Source organism: Ruegeria sp. B1 (assembly GCF_056535885.1).
In genome coordinates, this window is the sequence record NZ_JBQFJA010000001.1 from 4020787 (window position 1) to 4041500 (window position 20714).

Annotated in this window: 25 protein-coding genes; 13 read left to right on the forward strand and 12 right to left on the reverse strand. The window is 58.0% G+C overall.

The features are described 5' to 3' along the window. Position 1: 1 nt before the first annotated feature. From ACR3ES_RS19935 to ACR3ES_RS19950, 4 genes are read right to left on the reverse strand one after another with little or no spacing between them, the layout of a single operon-like run. Positions 2-871, reverse strand: a complete 870-nt coding sequence (locus ACR3ES_RS19935; protein WP_170429440.1) for a glycosyltransferase family 10 fucosyltransferase — start codon at positions 869-871, stop codon at positions 2-4. Next, complete coding sequence (locus ACR3ES_RS19940; protein WP_170429437.1) at positions 868-1755, reverse strand: PhzF family phenazine biosynthesis protein; 888 nt, start codon at positions 1753-1755, stop codon at positions 868-870. Before ACR3ES_RS19940 ends, ACR3ES_RS19935 begins: the two co-directional genes overlap by 4 nt. A gap of 51 nt (positions 1756-1806) precedes the next feature. Then, entirely contained in the window at positions 1807-2031 is a 225-nt protein-coding gene (locus ACR3ES_RS19945) for a DUF1150 family protein (RefSeq protein WP_170429434.1), read from the reverse strand. A gap of 5 nt (positions 2032-2036) precedes the next feature. Then, positions 2037-2450 (reverse strand): Hsp20 family protein, encoded by a 414-nt coding sequence (locus ACR3ES_RS19950; RefSeq protein WP_170429431.1) that lies wholly within the window; start codon positions 2448-2450, stop codon positions 2037-2039. 165 nt (positions 2451-2615) lie between these two features. On the opposite strand from ACR3ES_RS19950, the gene ACR3ES_RS19955 reads away from it, so the two are divergent. The 4 genes from ACR3ES_RS19955 to ACR3ES_RS19970 all read left to right on the forward strand — a co-directional run bounded on the left by ACR3ES_RS19955 (position 2616) and on the right by ACR3ES_RS19970 (position 5234). Further along, positions 2616-2840 (forward strand): DUF465 domain-containing protein, encoded by a 225-nt coding sequence (locus tag ACR3ES_RS19955; RefSeq protein WP_170429428.1) that lies wholly within the window; start codon positions 2616-2618, stop codon positions 2838-2840. A gap of 86 nt (positions 2841-2926) precedes the next feature. Next, on the forward strand, positions 2927-3412 hold the full coding sequence (gene purE / locus ACR3ES_RS19960) for a 5-(carboxyamino)imidazole ribonucleotide mutase (protein WP_170429424.1): 486 nt from the start codon (positions 2927-2929) through the stop codon (positions 3410-3412). After that, positions 3409-4164 carry an NAD(P)-binding domain-containing protein gene (locus ACR3ES_RS19965; protein ID WP_170429421.1) on the forward strand — a complete coding sequence of 252 codons (756 nt, stop codon included), beginning with the start codon at positions 3409-3411 and terminating at the stop codon, positions 4162-4164. The genes purE and ACR3ES_RS19965 overlap by 4 nt, the downstream gene beginning before the upstream one ends. Before the next feature lie 2 nt (positions 4165-4166). Next, positions 4167-5234, forward strand: coding sequence for a 5-(carboxyamino)imidazole ribonucleotide synthase (locus tag ACR3ES_RS19970; RefSeq protein WP_170429419.1), 1068 nt, complete (start codon positions 4167-4169; stop codon positions 5232-5234). 69 nt (positions 5235-5303) lie between these two features. Here the strand turns inward: ACR3ES_RS19970 and ACR3ES_RS19975 are convergent, their stop codons facing one another. From ACR3ES_RS19975 to ACR3ES_RS20000, 6 genes are all read right to left on the reverse strand, one after another. After that, positions 5304-6455 (reverse strand): alpha-D-ribose 1-methylphosphonate 5-triphosphate diphosphatase, encoded by a 1152-nt coding sequence (locus ACR3ES_RS19975; RefSeq protein WP_170429416.1) that lies wholly within the window; start codon positions 6453-6455, stop codon positions 5304-5306. Next, entirely contained in the window at positions 6452-7225 is a 774-nt protein-coding gene (locus ACR3ES_RS19980) for an esterase/lipase family protein (protein ID WP_480424301.1), read from the reverse strand. The genes ACR3ES_RS19975 and ACR3ES_RS19980 overlap by 4 nt, the downstream gene beginning before the upstream one ends. Positions 7226-7263: 38 nt before the next feature. Further along, positions 7264-8106 (reverse strand): DMT family transporter, encoded by an 843-nt coding sequence (locus tag ACR3ES_RS19985; RefSeq protein ID WP_170429757.1) that lies wholly within the window; start codon positions 8104-8106, stop codon positions 7264-7266. A gap of 138 nt (positions 8107-8244) precedes the next feature. After that, positions 8245-9888 (reverse strand): chaperonin GroEL, encoded by a 1644-nt coding sequence (gene groL, locus ACR3ES_RS19990; protein ID WP_170429410.1) that lies wholly within the window; start codon positions 9886-9888, stop codon positions 8245-8247. A 55-nt stretch (positions 9889-9943) separates the two neighbouring features. Then, the gene (locus ACR3ES_RS19995; RefSeq protein WP_170429407.1) at positions 9944-10231 is read right to left on the reverse strand and encodes a co-chaperone GroES; all 288 of its coding nucleotides are present in this window, start codon (positions 10229-10231) and stop codon (positions 9944-9946) included. A 173-nt stretch (positions 10232-10404) separates the two neighbouring features. Continuing rightward, a complete protein-coding gene (locus tag ACR3ES_RS20000) occupies positions 10405-11079 on the reverse strand; it encodes a DUF2161 family putative PD-(D/E)XK-type phosphodiesterase (RefSeq protein WP_170429405.1) in 675 nt (224 codons plus the stop codon). A 120-nt stretch (positions 11080-11199) separates the two neighbouring features. On the opposite strand from ACR3ES_RS20000, the gene ACR3ES_RS20005 reads away from it, so the two are divergent. From ACR3ES_RS20005 to ACR3ES_RS20040, 8 genes are all read left to right on the forward strand, one after another. Next, the gene (locus ACR3ES_RS20005) at positions 11200-12180 is read left to right on the forward strand and encodes a TraB/GumN family protein (protein WP_170429402.1); all 981 of its coding nucleotides are present in this window, start codon (positions 11200-11202) and stop codon (positions 12178-12180) included. A gap of 110 nt (positions 12181-12290) precedes the next feature. Further along, a complete protein-coding gene (locus ACR3ES_RS20010; protein ID WP_170429399.1) occupies positions 12291-13211 on the forward strand; it encodes a manganese-dependent inorganic pyrophosphatase in 921 nt (306 codons plus the stop codon). Positions 13212-13331: 120 nt separating this feature from the next. Further along, positions 13332-14207 (forward strand): TIGR01459 family HAD-type hydrolase, encoded by an 876-nt coding sequence (locus tag ACR3ES_RS20015; protein WP_170429396.1) that lies wholly within the window; start codon positions 13332-13334, stop codon positions 14205-14207. A 101-nt stretch (positions 14208-14308) separates the two neighbouring features. Then, the gene (locus tag ACR3ES_RS20020; protein WP_170429394.1) at positions 14309-14752 is read left to right on the forward strand and encodes a MaoC family dehydratase; all 444 of its coding nucleotides are present in this window, start codon (positions 14309-14311) and stop codon (positions 14750-14752) included. A 133-nt stretch (positions 14753-14885) separates the two neighbouring features. Continuing rightward, positions 14886-15377, forward strand: a complete 492-nt coding sequence (locus ACR3ES_RS20025; protein WP_170429391.1) for a ClbS/DfsB family four-helix bundle protein — start codon at positions 14886-14888, stop codon at positions 15375-15377. A 163-nt stretch (positions 15378-15540) separates the two neighbouring features. Beyond that, positions 15541-16473, forward strand: coding sequence for a bifunctional riboflavin kinase/FAD synthetase (locus tag ACR3ES_RS20030; protein WP_170429754.1), 933 nt, complete (start codon positions 15541-15543; stop codon positions 16471-16473). Continuing rightward, entirely contained in the window at positions 16470-16943 is a 474-nt protein-coding gene (locus ACR3ES_RS20035; RefSeq protein WP_170429388.1) for a YcgN family cysteine cluster protein, read from the forward strand. Before ACR3ES_RS20030 ends, ACR3ES_RS20035 begins: the two co-directional genes overlap by 4 nt. Beyond that, positions 16943-17977: a beta-eliminating lyase-related protein gene (locus ACR3ES_RS20040; RefSeq protein WP_170429386.1), complete on the forward strand. Its 1035-nt coding sequence runs from the start codon at positions 16943-16945 to the stop codon at positions 17975-17977. Before ACR3ES_RS20035 ends, ACR3ES_RS20040 begins: the two co-directional genes overlap by 1 nt. A gap of 33 nt (positions 17978-18010) precedes the next feature. Here the strand turns inward: ACR3ES_RS20040 and ACR3ES_RS20045 are convergent, their stop codons facing one another. Next, entirely contained in the window at positions 18011-18826 is an 816-nt protein-coding gene (locus ACR3ES_RS20045; RefSeq protein WP_170429383.1) for an alpha/beta fold hydrolase, read from the reverse strand. Next, positions 18823-19425: a 2-hydroxychromene-2-carboxylate isomerase gene (locus tag ACR3ES_RS20050; RefSeq protein ID WP_170429379.1), complete on the reverse strand. Its 603-nt coding sequence runs from the start codon at positions 19423-19425 to the stop codon at positions 18823-18825. The genes ACR3ES_RS20045 and ACR3ES_RS20050 overlap by 4 nt, the downstream gene beginning before the upstream one ends. A gap of 107 nt (positions 19426-19532) precedes the next feature. Here ACR3ES_RS20050 and ACR3ES_RS20055 point away from each other — a divergent pair, with 107 nt between their 5' ends. Further along, entirely contained in the window at positions 19533-20552 is a 1020-nt protein-coding gene (locus tag ACR3ES_RS20055) for a ribose-phosphate pyrophosphokinase (protein ID WP_170429376.1), read from the forward strand. The last annotated feature ends 162 nt before the right edge of the window (positions 20553-20714 follow it).

Below are 20714 nucleotides of genomic sequence, written 5' to 3' on the forward strand. Positions count from 1 at the left end.
ATCAGGCAACTCTCAGCTCTTTTCTAATTGTCGCAACGGCGCGCCGTTCGAAATCGCCGAAATCCGCTGCTTTCGACTGGATCTTTGTCAAATAGGGTAAACGATTTGCGTAGTCCTCGACCGACGTGGCGCTGATGGCCTTATGAATTTCGTCTTCGGTTTCGCACAGAACCATGCCAGCAGTGTCCATGAAATCCGCGATGTTCGGGCAACCCCAATAAATCGGAACGGTCGAACACAGGATCGCATCGATCAGCTTTTCCGAGAAATAGTTCTTTTCCTGGACGTTCTCGATCACTACCGAGTAACGGTAAGGCGCCAAACCGTCGGACTTGTGTTCAAAGGGTGTATAGCCGCGCCCCATGATGTCGACATCCGCGCCGGTGTCACGCACCCAGTCAATGACGGAATGGCGCAGTTGATGTCCCGCAAGGTCACGTTTGGCCGACGCGATCAGAGAGCAGGATTTAATTTTTTGGACTGGCAAATCGCGCCAATCGGGCACCATGGTCGCGCCATAGGGCAGAAAGACGGCGTTCGGGAGGCTTTGCAGCAAGACGTCGTGAAAGGTGAGCACGCGAAAAAACCGTCGCCAGGTAAACCGCAGCATCCGGTCGTGTTTGCCATGAATGGCAGACGGCTCGCCCATCATCAGCGAGATTTGTGCCCGCGTGCCCCGACGCAGACGCAGATGCACAGTTGAATTCGGATACATGATCAGGTGATCCGTAGGCGCGAGTTCAGTCACTGTTTTGCCTATCAGGCGATCCGGGCAGCCTTCAGGCCAGATGAGATCGGAAAGCGGTACGCGGCCGAGCTTCGGGCCCAAGCGGTGGCCATAGGGCAGGATGGCGATGGCCGGTTCGGTCATGCCAGGCGTTCGGGCAAATCGACCTGCCCGCGCATCAAGACGTGACCGCGTCCGGCGACATTGATTCCGGTCATGGCAGCAATCGGGCCGACCCGGGTTACTATCGCCTGACCCGGACGGCCCATATCATGCCCTTGTTCGGCGACAAACCTGTCCTTTTCCATCAACCCGTATTTCCAAAGGTAGGCAGCCATGGCACCAGTAGCCGATCCGGTAAAAGGGTCCTCGGGCGGGCTGGGCGGCGCCATCAAAAGACGCGAGAACGTGTCACCGGCGGATGTCGCGCCTTGTAGCGTCACCAAAAACGGCTCGGCCATATCAGATCCGGAATGCCCAGCGGCTGCGGCAACCTTGCGCAGAGGGCCCTCGTACAAACGCGCGGCCCGCAAGGCTTCGTGATCGCACAGGACCGTAATACAGAACGGCAATCCGGTTGAAACCATCCGGGGCGGTGAAATGATTGCATCTGTCCTTAGCCCAATGGCGGAAGCGACCAGATCTTCGGGGACGTGTACGCCAAACTCCGGCGCGATCTGTGTCATTTCGATTTCGTCGCCGTTCAGCTGGATCGACACCAGACCTGCGCCGGTCTCCAGGGTCAACGCATCGCCACTGATCAGTCCACGGGAGCGCATGGCCGCAACCGTGGCGATGGTCGGATGGCCCGCAAATGGGATTTCGCGGCTGGCGAGGAAGTATCTTACATGCACATCGGCAATGTCGGACGGCCCGGTAAATGTGCATTCCACCAGCGAGGTTTCGCGGACATAAGCGGTACACACATCCTCGGGGAGTACAGCGCCGTCATGAACGACGGCACATCCATTGCCCCCAAAAGCGCGATCACTAAAGGCGTCCACCCAATCAAAACTGTACCAGCTCATGCGCCCTGTTTCCGGACCTCATCACGTCGTTTCAAGGATCGCAGGGCCGTTTCAGTGAACGGCCACAGGCGAAAGATCGTGCTGTCGCGCAAGAGAAAAGGCCAGCTTGCGGTCGGCCACAAGCGCCAATTGCTGGCCATCTGAATCGTGTACGGCATAAAGATGGTCCAAATCGCCCGCCTGATCGCGCAGATCACGCGGCAGGTCGGCCACATCCACGACTTTGACATAAACGATCCGGTCGCCTTCAGTGTTGATCTCAATTGGTGTATTCATAGCTCTTACCCCTTTTTTATGTTGATTGTCTGCACCACGGTCTCCGGAACGGCGCGTGTCAGATCCACGTGCAATAGTCCGTTTTCCATGATCGCCTCGCCAACTTCGACGCCATCGGCCAAGACAAACATCCGCTGAAACTGCCGAGCGGCGATGCCGCGATGCAAGAACACACGGCCCTCTGTGTCGTCGCTCTGACGACCCCGGATCACCAGTTGACGATCTTCGATGGTGATCGACAAATCCTCTTCTGCAAAACCGGCTACGGCCAGGGTGATGCGATAGGAGAAATCCGAGGTCTGTTCGATATTGTAGGGCGGATACCCTTCATTGCCGGCCTTTGCAGACCGTTCCAGAAGGCGTTCCAACTGCTCGAACCCCAAAAGATGCGGGTATGAGCCAAGAGTAAGTTTTGACACGTTTTCTCGTCCTTTATTGTCAAAGCGACGTTTGGCGCGGTCCCTGCTTAGGCAACCGCACATATTAGAATATGGGAAGAAATCAGGATGTCCACAAGGTCTGGCCGGATTCACCTCAACACACTATTCTGTGTGGAATGCACCACCTACCAAATTGAGTCGCCCATGAACGCGCCTACCGACCTTTCGATGAAAACAGATGAAGTTCTGAAAGTTGAGTTGGAGGTTTTTCGTCGACAACATCGGGATCTGGACGAAGCCATCGAAGCATTGCAGGCCACAGGCACGTCGGATCAACTGACCATTAAGCGTCTGAAAAAGCAGAAATTGAAGCTGAAAGACCTCATCCGCCTGATCGAAGACCGTTTGACCCCTGACATTATCGCCTGACATGCGACGGGAAGGCCCTAACACATTGCCACGAAGGCGGATTTGGCTATAGTGCGCGCTCTTTGACATGCCGGGGATACGAGCGGATGGGTGAGATCAAAGTGGGAATCATCATGGGCAGCCAGTCGGATTGGCCCACGATGAAGGAAGCTGCCGATATTCTGGACGAACTGGGCGTGCCCTACGAAAAGCGCATCGTGTCGGCCCATCGCACCCCTGATCGTCTGTGGGAATACGGAAAAACCGCCGCCCAGCGCGGGTTGGACGTGATCATCGCGGGCGCAGGCGGTGCGGCACATTTGCCTGGTATGATGGCCTCAAAAACCCGGATTCCTGTCATCGGCGTGCCGGTACAGACACGTGCCTTGTCCGGCGTGGATTCCCTCTACTCCATTGTGCAGATGCCCAAGGGATTTCCGGTCGCGACCATGGCAATCGGTGCGACGGGCGGGGCAAATGCAGGGCTGATGGCGGTTGGCATTCTGGCGTTGCAGGATGCATCACTGGCCGACCGGCTGGAGGCATGGCGTGCTGCTCTGTCGGCCTCGATTGCCGATGAGCCCGAGGGATGAGCCGCATAGGCTTTATCGGAACCGGCCATATCGCGGCCCCAATGGTGCGATTTTTGGCCGCCCGAGGGCACGAAATTGCGGTCACCGAGCGAAGTGCCGATGTATCCGCGGCTTTGCGGGCCGAGTTGGGCGTCACCATTGGCTCACCGCAGACCGTTGTCGATTTTGCTGAGATTGTCGTCCTGTGTCTGCGCCCGAACCGCGCTAGCGAGGTCTTGGGCCCGCTGACATTTCGGAAGGATCAACAGGTCGTGTCTGTTATGGCTGACGTTTCAAAAAATCAGCTTGCTGAGATGTGTACGCCTGTTTCGGACTTTGTACAAACCATTCCCTTAGGCTTTTTGCAGGCCGGGGGCTGCCCGCTGGCCGCTTATGGCAATGATCGCCTGCTGGCCGCTCTTTTTGAACCGGAAAACCCGGTGGTCAAGGTGACGGATGAGGCGGCGTTGAACGCGCATTTCGCAATCTGCGCGCTTGTTCCCGGCCTTTTGGATCTGATGGCCACCAGCGCCGGGTGGCTGGCAGAGAAAACGGGCGATGCGGACCGGTCGGAGTTTTACACAACTCAGTTGGTGGCAGGCTTCCTTGCAACGATGGAAAAAGGCGGAGCCGGGCAACTGGCCCAAGAGCGCGACGCGCTGGCCACGGAAGGCACGCTGAGCTTGCAGATGACGGACACGTTACGGTCGGGCCAAGTGCACGAGGTGCTGCGTTCCGCCCTGACTGCGATAGAAAAACGTTTGGAGACGTGACGATGACGGACATGCTCGCCCCCGGGGCGACAATTGGAATTCTCGGTGGCGGGCAGTTGGGACGCATGTTGTCGGTCGCTGCGGCGCGGCTGGGATTTGTCACCCACATCTACGAACCGGGTGCAAATCCACCTGCGGGTCAGGTCGCCGACCGGATCACAACGGCGCCCTATGACGATACAGAAGCTCTGATTGCCTTTGCGGACTCGGTCGACGTCATTACCTACGAGTTTGAAAACATTCCGACCGAAGCGCTGGACCTTCTGGAAGCGCATCGCCCGATTCGACCCGGACGTGAGGCGTTGCGGGTCAGTCAGGACAGATTGACCGAAAAGACCTTTCTGCAGGATCTGGGGCTTCAGACGGCACCCTTCGCCGACGTTACAGATGCCGAAAGCCTGCGCGCGGCCATGGATGAGATTGGTACACCCGCTATCCTGAAAACCCGTCGTTTTGGTTATGACGGCAAAGGTCAGGTGCGCCTGCGGATACCAGGTGATGCCAAAACCGCACTGGCCGAGATGGCGGGGGCGCCTGCCATTCTGGAAGGGTTTGTGACGTTCACGCATGAAGTTTCCATCATAGCGGCGCGGGGACTGGACGGTCAGGTGGCCTGTTTTGATCCCGGCGAAAATGTGCACCGCGACGGTATCTTACACACAACTACTGTTCCGGCCCGTTTGCCCCCGACGCAGCGCACGGACGCAGTTCTGTTGGCAGCCAACATCCTCAACGCCCTAAAATATGTGGGCGTCATGGGGGTCGAATTGTTCGTGACGCCGGACGGGTTGATCGTGAACGAAATCGCTCCGCGCGTACACAATTCAGGCCACTGGACACAAAACGGCTGTGCCGTCGATCAGTTCGAACAGCATATCCGCGCCGTGGCGGGCTGGCCGCTGGGCGACGGGCAGCGTCATTCGGATGTGGTGATGGAGAACCTGATCGGCCAAGACATGGACCGCGTGCCGGATCTGGCGGGTGAGCGGGATGTGGCGCTGCATCTTTACGGTAAGGCCGAGGTCAAGACCGGGCGCAAGATGGGCCATTTCAACCGGATCATACGCTAGGGGTGGTTGTGCTGTCGCACGATGCCTCCGGCGGGAGTATTTGGGAAAAGATGAAGGGCCAGGATCATGTCATGCGATGAATCGCGCGGCGATGTCTCCGCATAGATAACTGAAACGCCCGCCCGCCACAGTGGCGGCGACCCGATCGCTTTCAGCGTCAAGGATGACTAAATCCGCGCGCTGTCCGGGCATCAACCTTCCCCTGTCGGTCAGACCCAAAACCTGCGCCGGGCCGGACGATATGAGGTCCCATGCGCCCGCCAAGTCCAGCAGACCGCTTTTGGCCAGCATCAACGCGGCGCGACGCGGGCTGGGGTAATGGTAGTCGGACGCCAACGCATCACACAGACCCATCGCGATCAGGTCCACTGCACTGGCATTGCCCTTATGCGATCCGCCCCGCACCACATTGGGTGAGCCCAGAATGATATGATCACCAGCAGCACGAGCCGCTTCGGCAACCTCCAGTGTTTCCGGAAACTCGGCAATGGACACGCCTCTCTTACGCCACCATTCACGCGTGTCCGCCGTCGCGTCATCATGGCTGCCCAAGCGCACACCCAGTCGGAGCAGGTCTGCGCACAGGGCTTCGACGGCAGCGGGCACCTCGTCCCGGCGCGCGTGCATGGTTTGCAACATCTCAAGATGCGCTTCGGGACTGCGCCCGGCCTTCAGGGCTTGTCCTGTCAGACGGGGGGGCGTGCGCCCCTGTGCCAGCCGGTCATGTGGCAAATGGTCGTTGAAAACGACATAGGGCACCTGCCACCCGACGATCCGGTCTGGCAATCCGTCATAGTCATCCAGCATATGGGTTTCAAAACGCAGTTGCGGGATAAGATCGGTGACGACCGTGCCCCTGACCGAAGCGATTGCTCCAAAGACCTGCGCAGCAAATTCAGGTCCGCGCACACCGCCTTCCCAACTGTGGAACTGGGCCAGAACGGCGGTGGTAATCCCGTTTGCGGCCAGTTCCGCCTCAACGGACAGGATACCTTCGGACATCTGTTTCATCGCGCCCCTGCGCGGCGCAATATGGCGTTCGAACCCGTCGCCATGAAGGTCCACGATCCCAGGCAGAATGAGATATCCGGACAGATCGATCCGGCGCCCTACCCGATCCTTCTGCACCAATCCGTCAGCGATGGACAGGTCAGCAGGCGTCAGCCCGTCCTCCGGCAACAGAACCTCCGCGCCGGAGAGCGTCAGGTCGAGAGCGGTCATCGCGTGGGTTCCGAGTCGGGTTCAGCGCAGTCTTCGCCGATGCAGATCTCGTCTATGACGTCCATCACGCCATCCAGCCAGGTGATCTGTGGATCGAACTGCCCGAACTCGATGAAATGCAACGCCTGCGCCATGACGCGGGGGTTATTCATCATGAATGTGTGCGTCACCGGCAGTACAATATGATCTGTCATTCCGTCGACCTTGGTGCTTTCAATCGAAACCTTGCCGTCATCCGGACCGTCGACCAGCGACGAAAACAGCGGGTTCAACGAGTTTTCACCAGCGATGAAGCCCAGTTCGAAATCGACCGTGGGCAGTTTACGCGGAATGCCCTCGGGGCCTGTGCCCAGCTGAAGCCCAGCCGGCCCGTTCAGGTAGCCAAACACTTCCCACGCGCTCAACTCATCAACCAGCTGGCTGCCCTGGTTCGGCGGGCCAAGCATGACTACCCGCCCCAGGTTTTCCGGACGGTTGTCCTGTAACCAGTGGCGCAACAATATGCCGCCCATGGAATGCGCCACAACGTTGACTGTATCATCCCCGCAAGCGGCAAAAGCGTCTGGCAGGGTCTGGGCGGCCAGTTCAGGTATCCCCAGATCGGTCGAGGGATAACCCGGGCGCACAACCTCATATCCATGGGTCTTGAACAGTTGCTCCATGACAGAAAAAGACGCCTCGGTCCGCGCCAGCCCATGCAGCAAGACCACGCATTTCGCATGGGCCGCCGTGGCAAACAGGCAAAGGAACAAGGCGCACAGGAGTCTCATACCCGCCAGATAAAGCCAATCCTGTGTCGATGAAAGACCTAGCCTGCCTTCGGGCGCAAGACCGCCAATCCGATACCGCCGAGAACAAGCACGGTGCCGATCAGCAAACGGCTTCCGGCGATCTCTCCCAACAACACGACACCTGCGACGATGGCAATGACCGGCACGCTGAGTTGCACAACAGCCGGAACAGCAGGTGCAAGCTGAGGCAACACGCGGTACCACAGCGCGTATCCAAGACCGGATGTCACGCCGCCCGACACAATGGCGAGCAGATATCCAAAACCGGTCATATGCCACCCATCGACCGTGACCATCAAAGCAAGCGTTGTGACAGGCAAAGCCACCACGAAATTAGCCGCTGTTTCCTGCAACGCATCCGGTTCGCTGCGGCCAGCCAGAGAGTAGACGGCCCAGCCGACCCCGGCCGCCATCATCAACATGGCCCCCACCGGGTCCACCTGAACCGGGCCGGACGGCGAGAGCACATAAGCCAGACCACTCAACGCAATCCCTGCGCCGGCCAGTTGCCGAATTGAAGGTATCGATCCGGTCAGTGTGTTCGCGGCAAACATGGTGATCTGCACAATACCAAAAAGGATCAACGCCCCAAGCCCGGCATCCAGTGTCAGATAGGCCAACGAGAACCCGATCATATAGAGCGATAAAGACCCCGCTCCGACGGCCCGCCGCCGGTTCAGAAGGGGCAATTGACCGCCACGCAAGAAAACCAGTGCGGCCAACACAATTGCGCCAGACAGCACGCGCACCACTGCAAACCCGGCGGGATCACTGGCGTCGCTGTCGATTGCAAGGCGATTCAGAATCGAATTCGAAGCAAAGGCGCACATGGTCAGGGAAGTGAGCAGGAACAGTTTCATATCAACCGCATAGCGCTTTCCTACCGCCTTGCACATTCTCTTTCTTCTGATCGGCACTGCGCCGCGTCTTTGATGGATCAAAATAAAACGGGGCCGCCCGCAGGCGACCCCGTAAGTAAGCACTATGGCTCGGTCAGCTTACATCATGCCGCCCATGCCGCCCATGTCGGGCATGCCGCCGGCCGGTGCCGCGCCTTCCTTGGCGGGCTTGTCGGCCACCATGGCTTCGGTGGTGACCAGCAGACCGGCAACAGACGATGCGTCTTCCAGAGCGGTCCGAACCACCTTGGCGGGGTCGATGACACCAAACGAGAACATGTCGCCATATTCTTCGGCCTGAGCGTTGAAGCCAAAGGACGCATCCGAGGATTCGCGAACCTTGCCAGCGACAACCGCACCGTCGACACCTGCGTTTTCAGCGATCTGACGCAGCGGCGCTTCGATTGCCTTACGCACGATGTTGATACCGGCATTCTGGTCAGCATTCTCGCCTTCCAGAGATTCCAGAGCCTTGCCAGCCTGGACCAGCGAGACACCGCCGCCGACAACAACGCCTTCCTGAACGGCAGCGCGGGTCGCGTTCAGAGCATCGTCCACACGGTCCTTACGCTCTTTCACTTCCACTTCGGTCATACCGCCGACGCGGATCACGGCAACACCGCCTGCCAGTTTAGCAACGCGCTCTTGCAGCTTCTCACGGTCGTAGTCGCTGGTGGTTTCTTCGATCTGGGTGCGGATCTGGCCAACGCGGGCTTCGATCTCGGCTTTCTCGCCTGCACCGTCAACGATGGTGGTTTCGTCTTTGGTGATTTCGATCTTCTTGGCGGTGCCCAGCATGTCCATGGTCACGGACTCGAGCTTCATGCCCAGATCTTCCGAGATAACCTGACCGCCGGTCAGGATCGCGATGTCCTGCAGCATGGCTTTGCGGCGATCGCCGAAGCCTGGTGCTTTAACAGCAGCAATTTTCAGGCCGCCACGCAGTTTGTTGACAACCAGAGTTGCCAGCGCTTCGCCTTCAACATCCTCAGCAATGATCAGCAGCGGCTTTTGCGACTGGATCACCTGCTCGAGCAGCGGAACCATCGGCTGCAGCGACGACAGTTTCTTTTCGTGCAGCAGGATCATGCAGTCGTCGAGTTCTGCAACCATCTTGTCTGCGTTGGTGACGAAGTAAGGCGACAGGTAGCCACGGTCGAACTGCATACCTTCGACAACATCGGTCTCGGTCTCCAGGCCTTTGTTTTCTTCGACGGTGATAACGCCTTCGTTGCCAACCTTCTGCATCGCGTCTGCGATCTGCTGGCCGATTTCAGCTTCGCCGTTGGCTGAGATGGTGCCGACCTGGGCAACTTCTGCCGAGTCTTTGACTTCGCGCGACGCAGCTTTGATACCTTCAACAACCTTGGAGGTTGCCAGGTCGATGCCCCGCTTGAGGTCCATCGGGTTCAGGCCTGCTGCAACCTGCTTGAGACCTTCGCGAACGATGGCTTGGGCCAGAACGGTTGCGGTTGTTGTACCGTCGCCGGCTTCGTCATTGGTGCGGCTGGCAACTTCTTTCACCATCTGCGCGCCCATGTTTTCGAACTTGTCTTCCAGTTCGATGTCCTTGGCAACGGTTACACCATCTTTGGTGATGCGCGGTGCGCCAAAGGATTTATCCAGAACCACGTTGCGGCCTTTGGGGCCCAGGGTCACTTTAACAGCGTCGGCCAGGATGTTCACACCTGCCAGCATGCGGTTACGGGCATCGGTGTCAAATTTGACGTCCTTAGCAGCCATGTTGTTTCTCCTTGAGAAAATATATTGAGATGAAGATCAGAGAAAGCGCGCAGGCTTACTCGATGATCCCCATGATGTCGCTTTCTTTCATCATCAGCAGCTCTTCGCCGTCGATCTGAACCTCGGTGCCCGACCATTTGCCGAACAGGATCTTGTCGCCAGCCTTAACAGCCATCGCGATCAACTCGCCGCTGTCCTTGCGCGCGCCTTCGCCGGTCGAGACGACTTCGCCTTCGCTGGGCTTTTCTTTTGCGCTGTCGGGAATGATCAGTCCGCCTGCGGTTTTTTCATCGCTTTCCACACGGCGAACCAGCACACGGTCATGAAGCGGTTTCAATGCCATCTTTGCAGCTCCTTGGGCTCAAAGTTTGTTAATCCTCCCCCCGCCGGATGGCGAGGCGTTAGCACTCGGATTACTTGAGTGATAACGCCGAATAGCTAGGGGGTCGTACGCACCGTGTCAACAACGAGTACGGGAAAATTTTCCCCAGGGTGGAATTCGGCCGGGACCAGCCGTCAATCGGGGTCTTCCCAGCTATATGCCCAATGCTTGAGACCCTTATAACCGGCCTCAGACAATGCATAAATGCCGATATCCACCTTTTCGAACCACCCGTAATGGTTCTCACGCATCAGGCGCGTCGCTTCGGGTACTCCAGTGGCCTTGGCAACCGCGGCCCCACGCGTGGCACCGCTTTCCGCCAGGTGGCTCGCGCATCTCAAGGCATCCTGGCGATAAGCGGTAACAATACCGTGCCGAGTCGCACCGCCCGCATTCGGGTCGCCCTGCAAACGGTCGAATTCACGCAAAAGCCGCGCCGCCTTTTTCTTGTCCCTGCGTGGCGCATACGGACCGGGATCACAGTGTACCTCAACCGTCCGATCACACCGAACCGTTATCAGACCCAAACCCAGGCGGCGACACAGGGCGAGGTTGTCTTTGAGCAGGCGCCGGGCGTTGCGCCCCTTGGGCTTGCACACCGCAACATAAACCTGATCGGTCAGTTTCAGCCGGGTTATCGCCTGATGAAAGAGGGCCAATGAGAACTTAAGTTTGAGCTCCACGATCACCGGAGCTTCCTCGTCGCGCACAGCAACGATATCGGCAGCACCAACTTCACCTTTGACGGTGTAACCCTGACGCTCCAGAAGCGCCTTGATAGGTGGGTAAAGATCCTGCTCGCGGTCCATGGTGTTATGCTATGCAATTTACTCGTGATTGCCAGACGTTCAGTTTCCAATGGGTTGAACAGCATCGCGTTGCGCCGCTATGTCTTGGGCGCGACTTTTATCACGTTCAGGGTTTTCAGAATGCGATTGCTGACCTTCCTTGTTTTTCTGCTGTTGCCTGTTTCGGTTCAGGCGGCTTGTGACGGGCGCGATCTCAGGCCCGACATGACGCCCGAAGCAAAGGCACAATTGCAACAGGCCTTGGACGGCATTCCATTTCCCGAGGGCAACCATTGGATTGCAACCAAAGACGGTACGGTCCTGCACCTGATCGGGACCCTTCACACCAGTGACGCCCGTATGGAGGCCGTTGTTGAACGCCTGACGCCGACGTTGGGCAAGGCTGATGCGTTCTATTTTGAGGTCACGCAAAATGCGATGGACAGGTTCGAGCGGAACCTGGCCCAAGATCTCAGTCCGGTTCTGATTACCTCTGGTCCGACGCTGATCGATCTTATGACCGAAGACGACTGGTCCGAGCTTTCATCCAAGCTGACAGAACGCGGAATACCGCCGTGGATGGCGGCAAAGATGCGCCCGTGGTTTCTGAGCATGATGCTGGGCATTCCAACCTGCCTGATGGAAGACCCGGATGCCAACAATGGTATGGACGCGCGCCTAACCGAGCTGGCCGAAGCGCGAGGTATCCCGCAGCACTCTCTGGAACAGATCGAGGACCTGATGGCGATGTTTGATAGCCATCCCCTTGAAGAACAAGTTCAGTCGCTTGTGCGTTTAGCCGATGCAATGCAGGGCAGCGAGGATCAACTGGCCACTATGGCAAACGCCTATATGGAAGAAAAACACGCCGAAATTCTCCAACTGGCGCAGTTGCAGGGTCTTGAACTGTCTGGTCTGTCTACCGAAGAATTCAATGAAGAGTGGGAGGGGTTCGAGCAACAATTGCTTGTCGAACGCAACGCCAACTGGATGCAGCACATTTTGGACATTCAGGATCAGACCGCGGTTATTGCTGTTGGTGCGGGCCATCTGAGCGGCGATCACGGATTGCTGAACCAATTAGATCAGGCTGGATATACTCTGACACGAGCACCGTTCTAGGCAGTTGACCCGAAATTCAGACCTACCGTCGCAGCAAAATTGACGATGCGTGACAATGCCCGTTGCCCGCCCTATAAGGCGCGCAAATTTCCAATCCTCAGGACGCAGACATGACAATTCAGGTTTTTGGTCACAAATCCCCCGATACCGACTCGACCGGGTCGCCCATCATCTGGGCCTGGTATCTTAACGAGATCAAAGGTGAGCCCGCCGAACCCGTATTGCTGGGTGATCCGAACACCGAAGCTGCCTTTATGCTGGATCGGTGGAACCTGCCCAAGCCGCGCATCATCGGCGACGTGGCCGAGGATACGCCGGTTGTTATCGTTGACACCAACAACCCGGCAGAGCTGCCCGCCAGCATCAACAGCGCCGATATCCGGGCGATCATCGACCATCACAAACTGGTCGGTGGCCTGGAAACCAAAGGCCCAATCGACATCACCGTGCGCCCGCTGGCTTGCACCGCGACGATCCTGGTCGATCTGATGGGCCAAGATGCCGCCAAAATGCCAGAAGCTATCAAAGGCGCTGCGCTGACATGCATCCTGTCCGACACGCTGGAGTTCCGCTCACCCACGACCACCGCGCATGACCGCCATGTCGCCGAGAAACTGGCGGCAGATCTCGGTCTCGACGTTTCGGCTTATGCGGCCGACATGTTTGCGGCCAAGTCGGATGTCTCGTCCTTCTCGGATGCCGAACTTATTCGCATGGACAGCAAGGAATACGAAGTGGACGGCACCAAGTTCCGCGTTTCGGTTCTGGAAACCACGGCACCCGGCGTTGTACTGGACCGCAAGGACAGCCTGGCTGGTTCGATGACCGATGTCGCCCAGGAAGACGGCGTCGATCAGGTTCTGCTATTCGTGGTCGACATCCTGAACGAAGAAGCCACCTTGCTGGTGCCAAACGATGTGGTCAAAGGCGTTGCTGAAAAGAGCTTTGGCGCGTCGGTTGAGGGAGACAGCGTTGTTTTGCCCGGCGTGATGAGCCGCAAAAAGCAGATCATCCCGAACCTCAAGGTCTGATCGGCTGAGCTCTCAGAGGTCAAGACGCCCAGAACGGACGGCGGGGGCAGCACCCTCTGGCAAAACTGGTCAAGCTCTGCCATAGGCTTGGCCGTACTCTGCTCTGCCGAAAGAGGCTCTATGACCCAGATCATTCACGCTCTCAGCGACATTTCCGAACGCTACAACGCGCTGTTTGTTGATCTTTGGGGCTGTGTGCACAATGGCATCACCGCGTTCCCCGAGGCCGTTGCTGCCCTGCAGCAATACCGGGCCATGGGCGGATATGTCGTGTTGGTCACCAACTCTCCCAAACCCCGCGCAGGGGTTGCCGAACAGCTGGTTCATTTCAATGTGCCGGCGGATTCATACGACACCATTGCAACGAGCGGTGACTCGGCGCGGTCCGCGATGTTTCGGGGCGTGGTTGGGCACAAAGTGTATTTCATGGGGGAATGGCAGCGGGACGCGGGCTTTTTCGAGCCGCTGAAAATTCTGCACCACCCTATTCATATTGAAAGCGTTCCGTTGGATCAGGCCGAAGGCATTGTGTGCTGTGGCCCGTTCGACCCGATGGCAGACCCCGATGTGAACCGACCCGACTTTCTGTATGCCAAACAAATGGGCCTGAAACTGCTCTGTGCGAATCCTGACATTGTCGTGGACCGGGGTGAGGTGCGCGAATGGTGTGCCGGCGCTTTGGCACGGCTGTACACCGAAATGGGCGGCGAGAGCCTGTATTTCGGCAAACCGCATCCGCCGATCTACGATCTGGCCCGCCGCCGGCTGCAGGAACTGGGGGCGGATATCGCAGATGGTGACATCATGGCGATCGGAGATGGCCCACACACCGACATCATGGGTGGTATGGGTGAGGGAATCGATACGCTCTTTATCTCGGGTGGGCTGGCCGCTGCCGAGACCAAAACATCGCATCACCCGCATGCCGAGTCGCTGGCCGACTATATTCGGCAAGAAAAAATCAATCCGACCTACACAATTGGGCGCCTGAGATAGCCATTTAGGGCTTGATTTTCTGCAGTTGCGAAGTAATAAAGTTGCCAACACTGGGCCGTTGGTGATTTTTTCTTTCACGGCCGATATCGAGTGAGGGTGACATGTTGGACAATCTTCCACGCGGAACGATCTGTATCGAAGACATCGAAATGGGCATGAGCCGGCACCTGCGCAAAGTGGTGACGGACGAAGATATCGAAATGTTCGCGCAGGTTTCTACCGACCGGAACCCGGTGCATCTGGATGATGACTACGCCCGCGATACGATATTCGAGGGCCGCATCGCCCACGGAATGTTGACGGCAGGCCTGATCTCGGCGGTGATCGGAGAACAACTGCCTGGCCATGGGACGGTGTACATGGGCCAATCGCTCAAGTTTCTGGCCCCTGTCCGCCCCGGCGACATGGTCTATGCCGAGGTCAAGGTCGTCGATATCGACTTCTCCAAACGCCGCGTCAAGCTGGATTGCCACTGTTCGGTGGATGGCAAAAAGGTGCTGGTCGGCGAAGCCATGGTTCTGGCTCCGTCACGCAAATTCGACTGATCCGGGAACCCAGCGCATAACGATTTACTGCCCCGTTTGTAAATCGCGGCAAGTGTTGATCTGGGTCATATGGCGTTCTCCTCAATCAAGGCAGGCTGCACCGCAATCGGACCAGCTACGTTGATGGTGGATGATGGCTGCAACACACAAATCTGATCTTCTGGACATTACTCAAAAGGAATTTGCCAAGCTGCAGGCCTTGATTGCGCCGGTAACTGACCAGAAGGCCTTGCAAAAAGACGAAGATGACACGTCGATAAAGGACGTGATCGGGCATCGCGCGCACTGGATCGACCTGTTCCTGAGCTGGTACGCCGATGGGCAGGCTGGGAAACCCGTTTACTTCCCGGCTAAAGGATACAAGTGGAACGAGCTTAAGCGCTACAACGCCGAGCTGCGCCAGACGCAGGCGGGCCTGTCGTGGGGCGCGGCAATCGCAGCACTGGAGGACAGGTACGCAAAGCTGATCGCGTTTATCGAGGCGAACCCGGACTCAGAGCTGTATGGTGGCCCCATGAAAGGGGGCAACAATAACTGGACGCCCGGGCGATGGGCCGAGGCCGCCGGACCAAGCCATTTCAGATCGGCGGCAAAGTACATCCGTGCGCGATTGAAAGCGATGTAACGGTGTCAGCGGCTTTGCCAACCCGGACAAAAGGCGAAGCCCCTAGGGTCGAACGAGAAGGAAGCGGAATTTCGATGATCAGGCGGCATGCGAACGCGTAAATCACGCCTGGTTCGAAAATGAGGTGCTTGAACATATCCCTGTGGGACAGTACCCAAGCCTCATGCACATCATCCGGGATTTCCAGTTTGTCGAGCTAGAAGATCGCGGCGCAAGCGCGGCGATCGGAAACTTTGACGGTGTCCATATCGGGCACCGTTCGGTCATAGAACTGGCCCGCAGTGCGGCGCCCGACGCACCCTTGGGCGTGCTGACATTTGAGCCGCACCCGCGTGAGTTTTTCGCGCCTGACGCCGCTCCGTTCCGTCTGATGCGGGGCAGCGCACGGGCGCACCGCCTGGAAAAGCTGGGTGTGAAAAAGCTGTATGAACTGCCGTTCAACGCAGCCCTGGCCGGATTGGCGCCGGAAGAGTTTGCACGCGACGTGATCTGCGACGGGCTCGGCCTGTCTCATGTCGTTGTCGGCGCTGATTTCTGCTTCGGAAAAGGGCGCAGTGGAACGGCAGACGATATGGTCCGGTTCGGTAAGGAGATGGGGTTTGGCGTTACCATCGCGCCCCTGATGGAACGCTCGGAAAACGTGGTTTCATCGACCGCGATCCGCACTGCGCTCAGCGACGGCCGCCCGCGTGATGCGGCGGCAATGCTGGGCCACTGGCACCGGATCGAGGGTGAAGTGGTTGGCGGCGAACAGCGGGGGCGCGAATTGGGGTATCCCACCGCCAACATGTCCATCGAAGGCCTTCACCCCCCCGCGTTTGGCGTTTACGCCGTTCTTGTGGATGTGCTGGATGGCCCACATACGGGCAGCTATCACGGAGCCGCATCGATCGGTGTACGGCCGATGTTTCATGGCGAGGTTCCCAATATCGAAACCTTCCTTTTCGATTTCTCCGGCGATCTGTACGGCGCAACCCTGTCCGTTGGATTGGTCGAGTACCTGCGCCCCGAGATGACCTTCGATGGAGTGGACGGGCTGGTCGCGCAAATGGATGCTGATTGCGACCGTGCACGCACCCTGCTGGCGGCCGAATGAGCAAAGACCCGATTGATCGTTCGGACCTGTCCCCGCGTTTTTGGGAACGCAAACCCCTGCGCAAGATGAACCCGCGCGAATGGGAAGCCCTGTGTGACGGCTGTGGCAAATGCTGCCTGAACAAGCTGGAAGACGAGGACACGGGCGAGGTTGCCTTGACCTGCGTGGCCTGCCGCTTGCTGGACGATGAAAGCTGTCGGTGCACACAGTACGACATTCGGCACCAATTTGTTCCGGAATGTATCGTAATGACGCCTGACAATATCGACACGCACGCGTATTGGCTGCCACAGACGTGCGCGTATCGGTTGTTGTGGGAGGGCAAACCTCTTTACGACTGGCACCCGTTACTGTCTGGTACGCCAGACAGCGTCCATGCTGCAGGTGTATCGGTGAAAGGACGTACCGTGTCAGAGTTCGAGACGCCCGAAGAAGACTGGGAAGAATACATTATTGAGGAACCCAACTGATGCATTTTGCCTCTGACAATTCCGGGCCGGTTCACCCCGAGGTTCTGACAGCGCTGGCTGAGGCCAATCAAGACTATCAGATGGCCTATGGCGCGGACACGTTGATGAACGAAGTGCGCGACCGGATTCGAGGGATTTTCGAAGCCCCGGGGGCCGCAGTCTATCTTGTGGCGACCGGGACGGCGGCAAATTCTTTGGCATTGGCCACTCTGTCAAATCCCTGGGACACCGCGTTCTGTTCACCCGTGGCCCATATCCACGAGGACGAGTGCAATGCCCCGGAATTCTACACCGGGGCAAAGCTGACCCTGGTACCTGGTGGCGACAAGATGTCCCCCGAGGCCCTGCGCAAGTCGATCCTGGCCGAGGAAACCCGTGGCGTGCATGGACCGCAGCGTGGTCCGGTTTCCATCACGCAAGTGACCGAGCGGGGTTCGGTTTACACACTGCAAGAGTTGCAGGCGCTCTGCGACGTGGCAAAGGAATACGGCCTGCCGGTTCATCTGGACGGCGCACGCTTTACCAATGCGCTGGTGGCCCTGAATTGCTCGCCGGCCGAGATGACTTGGAAATCCGGGATGGACGCCGTCAGCTTTGGTGGCACCAAAAATGGGTTAATGGGCGTCGAGGCGGTGATCTTTTTCGACGAAAGCAAAGCCTGGGAGTTTGAGCTTCGTCGCAAACGGGGGGCGCATCTGTTTTCCAAACACCGCTATTTGTCCGCTCAGATGGCCGCCTATCTGCGAGATGACCTGTGGTTGCGATCGGCTCGAAAAGCCAACGCAAACTGCGCGCAACTGGCGGATGGCCTGCGCACTGCCGGAGCCGCATTCCTGCATGAGCCGCAAGCCAACATGATCTTTGCGAGCTTCCCCCGCCGCACGCATCGGCACCTGCACGAAGCCGGGGCCGTGTATCACCTCTGGGGGTGTGAATTGGATGGGGCTGACGAGGATGAAATGCTGGCCTGTCGCCTCGTCTGCGACTGGTCCATTGGAACGGACCAAATCAAGCGTTTTCTCTCGCTGCTTTGACAACGCGGCCGGTTTTAGAATCGAGCATACGGTTCATGGGCAGGACGACCAGAACTCGAAAATTTGCGCGGCTGTTTCCTGAGGATGCGAAATGGGTAGCATGTGCCCTGCCCCGTTGATGCACACCTCTCTGGCGGCGGGCAGGCGGCGCTGGAGACCTGCGTTGATTGCGGCAATCGCCGGATGCGTCTCAGCGCCCCGCATCAGCAGAACCGGCATGGTGACCTGATCCAGAATACCCGGTTTCAGAAACCCCGAACGGTCGCCGAACAACACGTCTTCGACCGGAGGGACCAGTTTCATCCCACGCACCATGGCTGCGCGCGTCTTTTCAGGCAGATCGGGCCAACGTGGACTGTCTTCATCGGTCCACAACCGATTGAACAGACGCGCGGCCAGCCTGTCATCGCCCGCCGCCAGCGCTGCCGCATAGGGCTGCGCATCTCGGTCATGCTGCTTCATAAGCAAAGGTGCGTCTTGTTTGGCCACCGCAAAGAATACAGGTTCGATCAGCACAGCACTGCGTATCAGGTCGGGATGTTCGATGGCCAAACGCAGGGCAACCATCCCCCCAAAGGAATGTCCGATCACATCCATGGGTTCTGCAATCTGGTCTAGTGCCTGCGCGGTCACCGCATCAAAAACATCGCTGTGACCATCCCAATCCGGGCTGCGCCCATGTGAGAGCATGTCCGGCGCAATCAGCGTTGCCTGATCCCCAAACGCAGCCGCCAGCCCAGCCCATGCCCCGGAATGCGCAATCGTGCAGTGCAGGGCGAGCACCTTGCGCGCGCCGCCTCCAAGCTCTCTGACAAATGTCGGGTGTGAGGGCGAACCCTCGCATGTCACCCCTTCATCTCCGCCAAATGGTGGTCGAGATCGTCGAGCCGGTCCTGCCCCCAAAAGCGCTGACCGTCCGGTGTGATGTAGAAGGGCGCACCAAACACACCCCGGTCAACCGCCTCTTCCAGATTGGCCGCATAGGTTTCTGCTCCGACGAGTAGGCCGCTGTCGGCCAGGTTGGGGTCAAAACCGGCATCTGTCAGGCAATCGCGGATCACGTCGTCCTGGGCGATGTCCTTTTCCTCGGCCCAGCAGGCGCGCAGCAGCGAATGGCATAGTTTTCCAACATCGCCTGAGCCGTCCTGAATGGCTGCGATCACCGCATAGGACGAGGGCGCCATATTGGTTGGCCAATGTGCCGGTTGCAGATTAAACGCCATGCCGAGTTTCTTGGCCTGACGCTGCAATTCCTGAACACGGTACTCCTGGCGGGAGACATGTCGGTCCTTCGGTGGCGTCCCCCCGGTGCGGCCAAACAGGGCAATGATGTCCATCGGTTTGTAGTTGATCGTGGCCCCGTGTTTCGCGGCAACCTCTTCCAAACGCTGGCCCGCCAGGTAGGAATAGGGCGACAGTGTCGCAAAAAAGTAGTCAATCTCGGCCATGTTCACTTTCTCCGCTGCGTTATCTTTGCGGGACGGTAAGGCCATGCTAAGCGGAGTCAACATCACGAATCTGTCACATTGCCATTGCTGCCCGGGGACCTCAGCCGATGCCGACACTTCACGAACCCAAGCTGATCGCTGGGAACGCAAATCTTCCGCTTGCCGAAACCATCGCACGCCGCATGAGCCTGCATCGCGGCGTTGACCAGGGCCTGGTCGATGCACGGGTCGAACGGTTCAATGACGGAGAGATTTTCGTTGAAGTGTTCGAGAACGTCCGTGGCGAGGACATGTTTATCATCCAGCCGACCTCGAACCCGGCCAATGACAATTTGATGGAACTGCTGATTATCGCCGATGCGCTGCGCCGATCATCAGCCTCGCGGATCACTGCCGTGATCCCCTATTTCGGATATGCCCGTCAGGACCGCCGCACCAAGGCCCGCACACCGATCAGTGCCAAACTTGTAGCCAATATGCTGACCGGTGCGGGACTCGAGCGGGTTCTGACCATGGACCTGCATGCCGCTCAGATTCAGGGGTTCTTTGATATTCCAGTAGACAACCTCTACGCCTCACCGATCTTTGCGCTGGATGTGAAAAACCAGTTTAGGGACCGGATGGACGAGATCATGGTTGTTTCGCCGGACGTGGGCGGTGTGGCGCGCGCACGGGAATTGGCCAAACGGATCAATGCACCTCTGTCGATCGTCGACAAACGCCGCGAAAAAGCAGGCGAAGTGGCCGAAATGACGGTGATCGGGAGCGTTAAAGACAGAATTTGCCTGATTGTCGACGACATGTGCGACACGGCGGGAACGCTGTGCAAAGCGGCGCAGGTTCTTTTGGATAATGGCGCGAAAGAGGTACACTCTTACATCACGCACGGCGTTATGAGCGGCCCTGCAGTTGAGCGTGTGACCAACTCAGTCATGAAGTCTCTGGTTCTGACCGACACGATCGAACCGACCCCTGAGGTGAGCAAGGCCAAGAATATCCGCATCGTTCCAACCGCTCCGATCTTTACACAGGCGATCCTGAATATCTGGAACGGAACAAGTGTGTCTTCGCTATTCGAAGACCGGACGCTGATCCCTATTTACGAATCGCTCTACCATATGGATTGAGACCTCAAGGCGGACGTCCCTGGGTCCACCTTCTTGGACTTTAAGCAGCCCAGATCGAACGCCCCTCTGAGTCAATCAGCACGTTTCGATCAAATCCGCTCAACTTACTTGACTGCCGTGCGGTGTTTGGCTGCAATATTCAGGTATTGCGCCGCGAAGAGT

Excerpts from the sequence above, each read along its gene's own strand:
- ACR3ES_RS20025 (WP_170429391.1), top strand. The coding sequence starts at position 14,886 with ATGGCTGCAACACACAAATCTGATCTTCTGGACATTACTCAAAAGGAA.
- ACR3ES_RS19935 (WP_170429440.1), bottom strand. The coding sequence starts at position 871 with ATGACCGAACCGGCCATCGCCATCCTGCCCTATGGCCACCGCTTGGGC.
- ACR3ES_RS20015 (WP_170429396.1), top strand. The coding sequence starts at position 13,332 with ATGACCCAGATCATTCACGCTCTCAGCGACATTTCCGAACGCTACAAC.
- ACR3ES_RS20040 (WP_170429386.1), top strand. The coding sequence starts at position 16,943 with ATGCATTTTGCCTCTGACAATTCCGGGCCGGTTCACCCCGAGGTTCTG.
- ACR3ES_RS20020 (WP_170429394.1), top strand. The coding sequence starts at position 14,309 with ATGTTGGACAATCTTCCACGCGGAACGATCTGTATCGAAGACATCGAA.
- ACR3ES_RS20005 (WP_170429402.1), top strand. The coding sequence starts at position 11,200 with ATGCGATTGCTGACCTTCCTTGTTTTTCTGCTGTTGCCTGTTTCGGTT.
- ACR3ES_RS20030 (WP_170429754.1), top strand. The coding sequence starts at position 15,541 with ATGCACATCATCCGGGATTTCCAGTTTGTCGAGCTAGAAGATCGCGGC.
- ACR3ES_RS20010 (WP_170429399.1), top strand. The coding sequence starts at position 12,291 with ATGACAATTCAGGTTTTTGGTCACAAATCCCCCGATACCGACTCGACC.
- groL (WP_170429410.1), bottom strand. The coding sequence starts at position 9,888 with ATGGCTGCTAAGGACGTCAAATTTGACACCGATGCCCGTAACCGCATG.
- ACR3ES_RS19995 (WP_170429407.1), bottom strand. The coding sequence starts at position 10,231 with ATGGCATTGAAACCGCTTCATGACCGTGTGCTGGTTCGCCGTGTGGAA.
- ACR3ES_RS19985 (WP_170429757.1), bottom strand. The coding sequence starts at position 8,106 with ATGAAACTGTTCCTGCTCACTTCCCTGACCATGTGCGCCTTTGCTTCG.
- ACR3ES_RS20055 (WP_170429376.1), top strand. The coding sequence starts at position 19,533 with ATGCCGACACTTCACGAACCCAAGCTGATCGCTGGGAACGCAAATCTT.
- ACR3ES_RS19955 (WP_170429428.1), top strand. The coding sequence starts at position 2,616 with ATGAACGCGCCTACCGACCTTTCGATGAAAACAGATGAAGTTCTGAAA.
- purE (WP_170429424.1), top strand. The coding sequence starts at position 2,927 with ATGGGTGAGATCAAAGTGGGAATCATCATGGGCAGCCAGTCGGATTGG.
- ACR3ES_RS19970 (WP_170429419.1), top strand. The coding sequence starts at position 4,167 with ATGACGGACATGCTCGCCCCCGGGGCGACAATTGGAATTCTCGGTGGC.
- ACR3ES_RS20035 (WP_170429388.1), top strand. The coding sequence starts at position 16,470 with ATGAGCAAAGACCCGATTGATCGTTCGGACCTGTCCCCGCGTTTTTGG.
- ACR3ES_RS19965 (WP_170429421.1), top strand. The coding sequence starts at position 3,409 with ATGAGCCGCATAGGCTTTATCGGAACCGGCCATATCGCGGCCCCAATG.
- ACR3ES_RS20000 (WP_170429405.1), bottom strand. The coding sequence starts at position 11,079 with ATGGACCGCGAGCAGGATCTTTACCCACCTATCAAGGCGCTTCTGGAG.
- ACR3ES_RS19940 (WP_170429437.1), bottom strand. The coding sequence starts at position 1,755 with ATGAGCTGGTACAGTTTTGATTGGGTGGACGCCTTTAGTGATCGCGCT.
- ACR3ES_RS20050 (WP_170429379.1), bottom strand. The coding sequence starts at position 19,425 with ATGGCCGAGATTGACTACTTTTTTGCGACACTGTCGCCCTATTCCTAC.
- ACR3ES_RS19945 (WP_170429434.1), bottom strand. The coding sequence starts at position 2,031 with ATGAATACACCAATTGAGATCAACACTGAAGGCGACCGGATCGTTTAT.
- ACR3ES_RS19975 (WP_170429416.1), bottom strand. The coding sequence starts at position 6,455 with ATGACCGCTCTCGACCTGACGCTCTCCGGCGCGGAGGTTCTGTTGCCG.
- ACR3ES_RS19980 (WP_480424301.1), bottom strand. The coding sequence starts at position 7,225 with ATGAGACTCCTGTGCGCCTTGTTCCTTTGCCTGTTTGCCACGGCGGCC.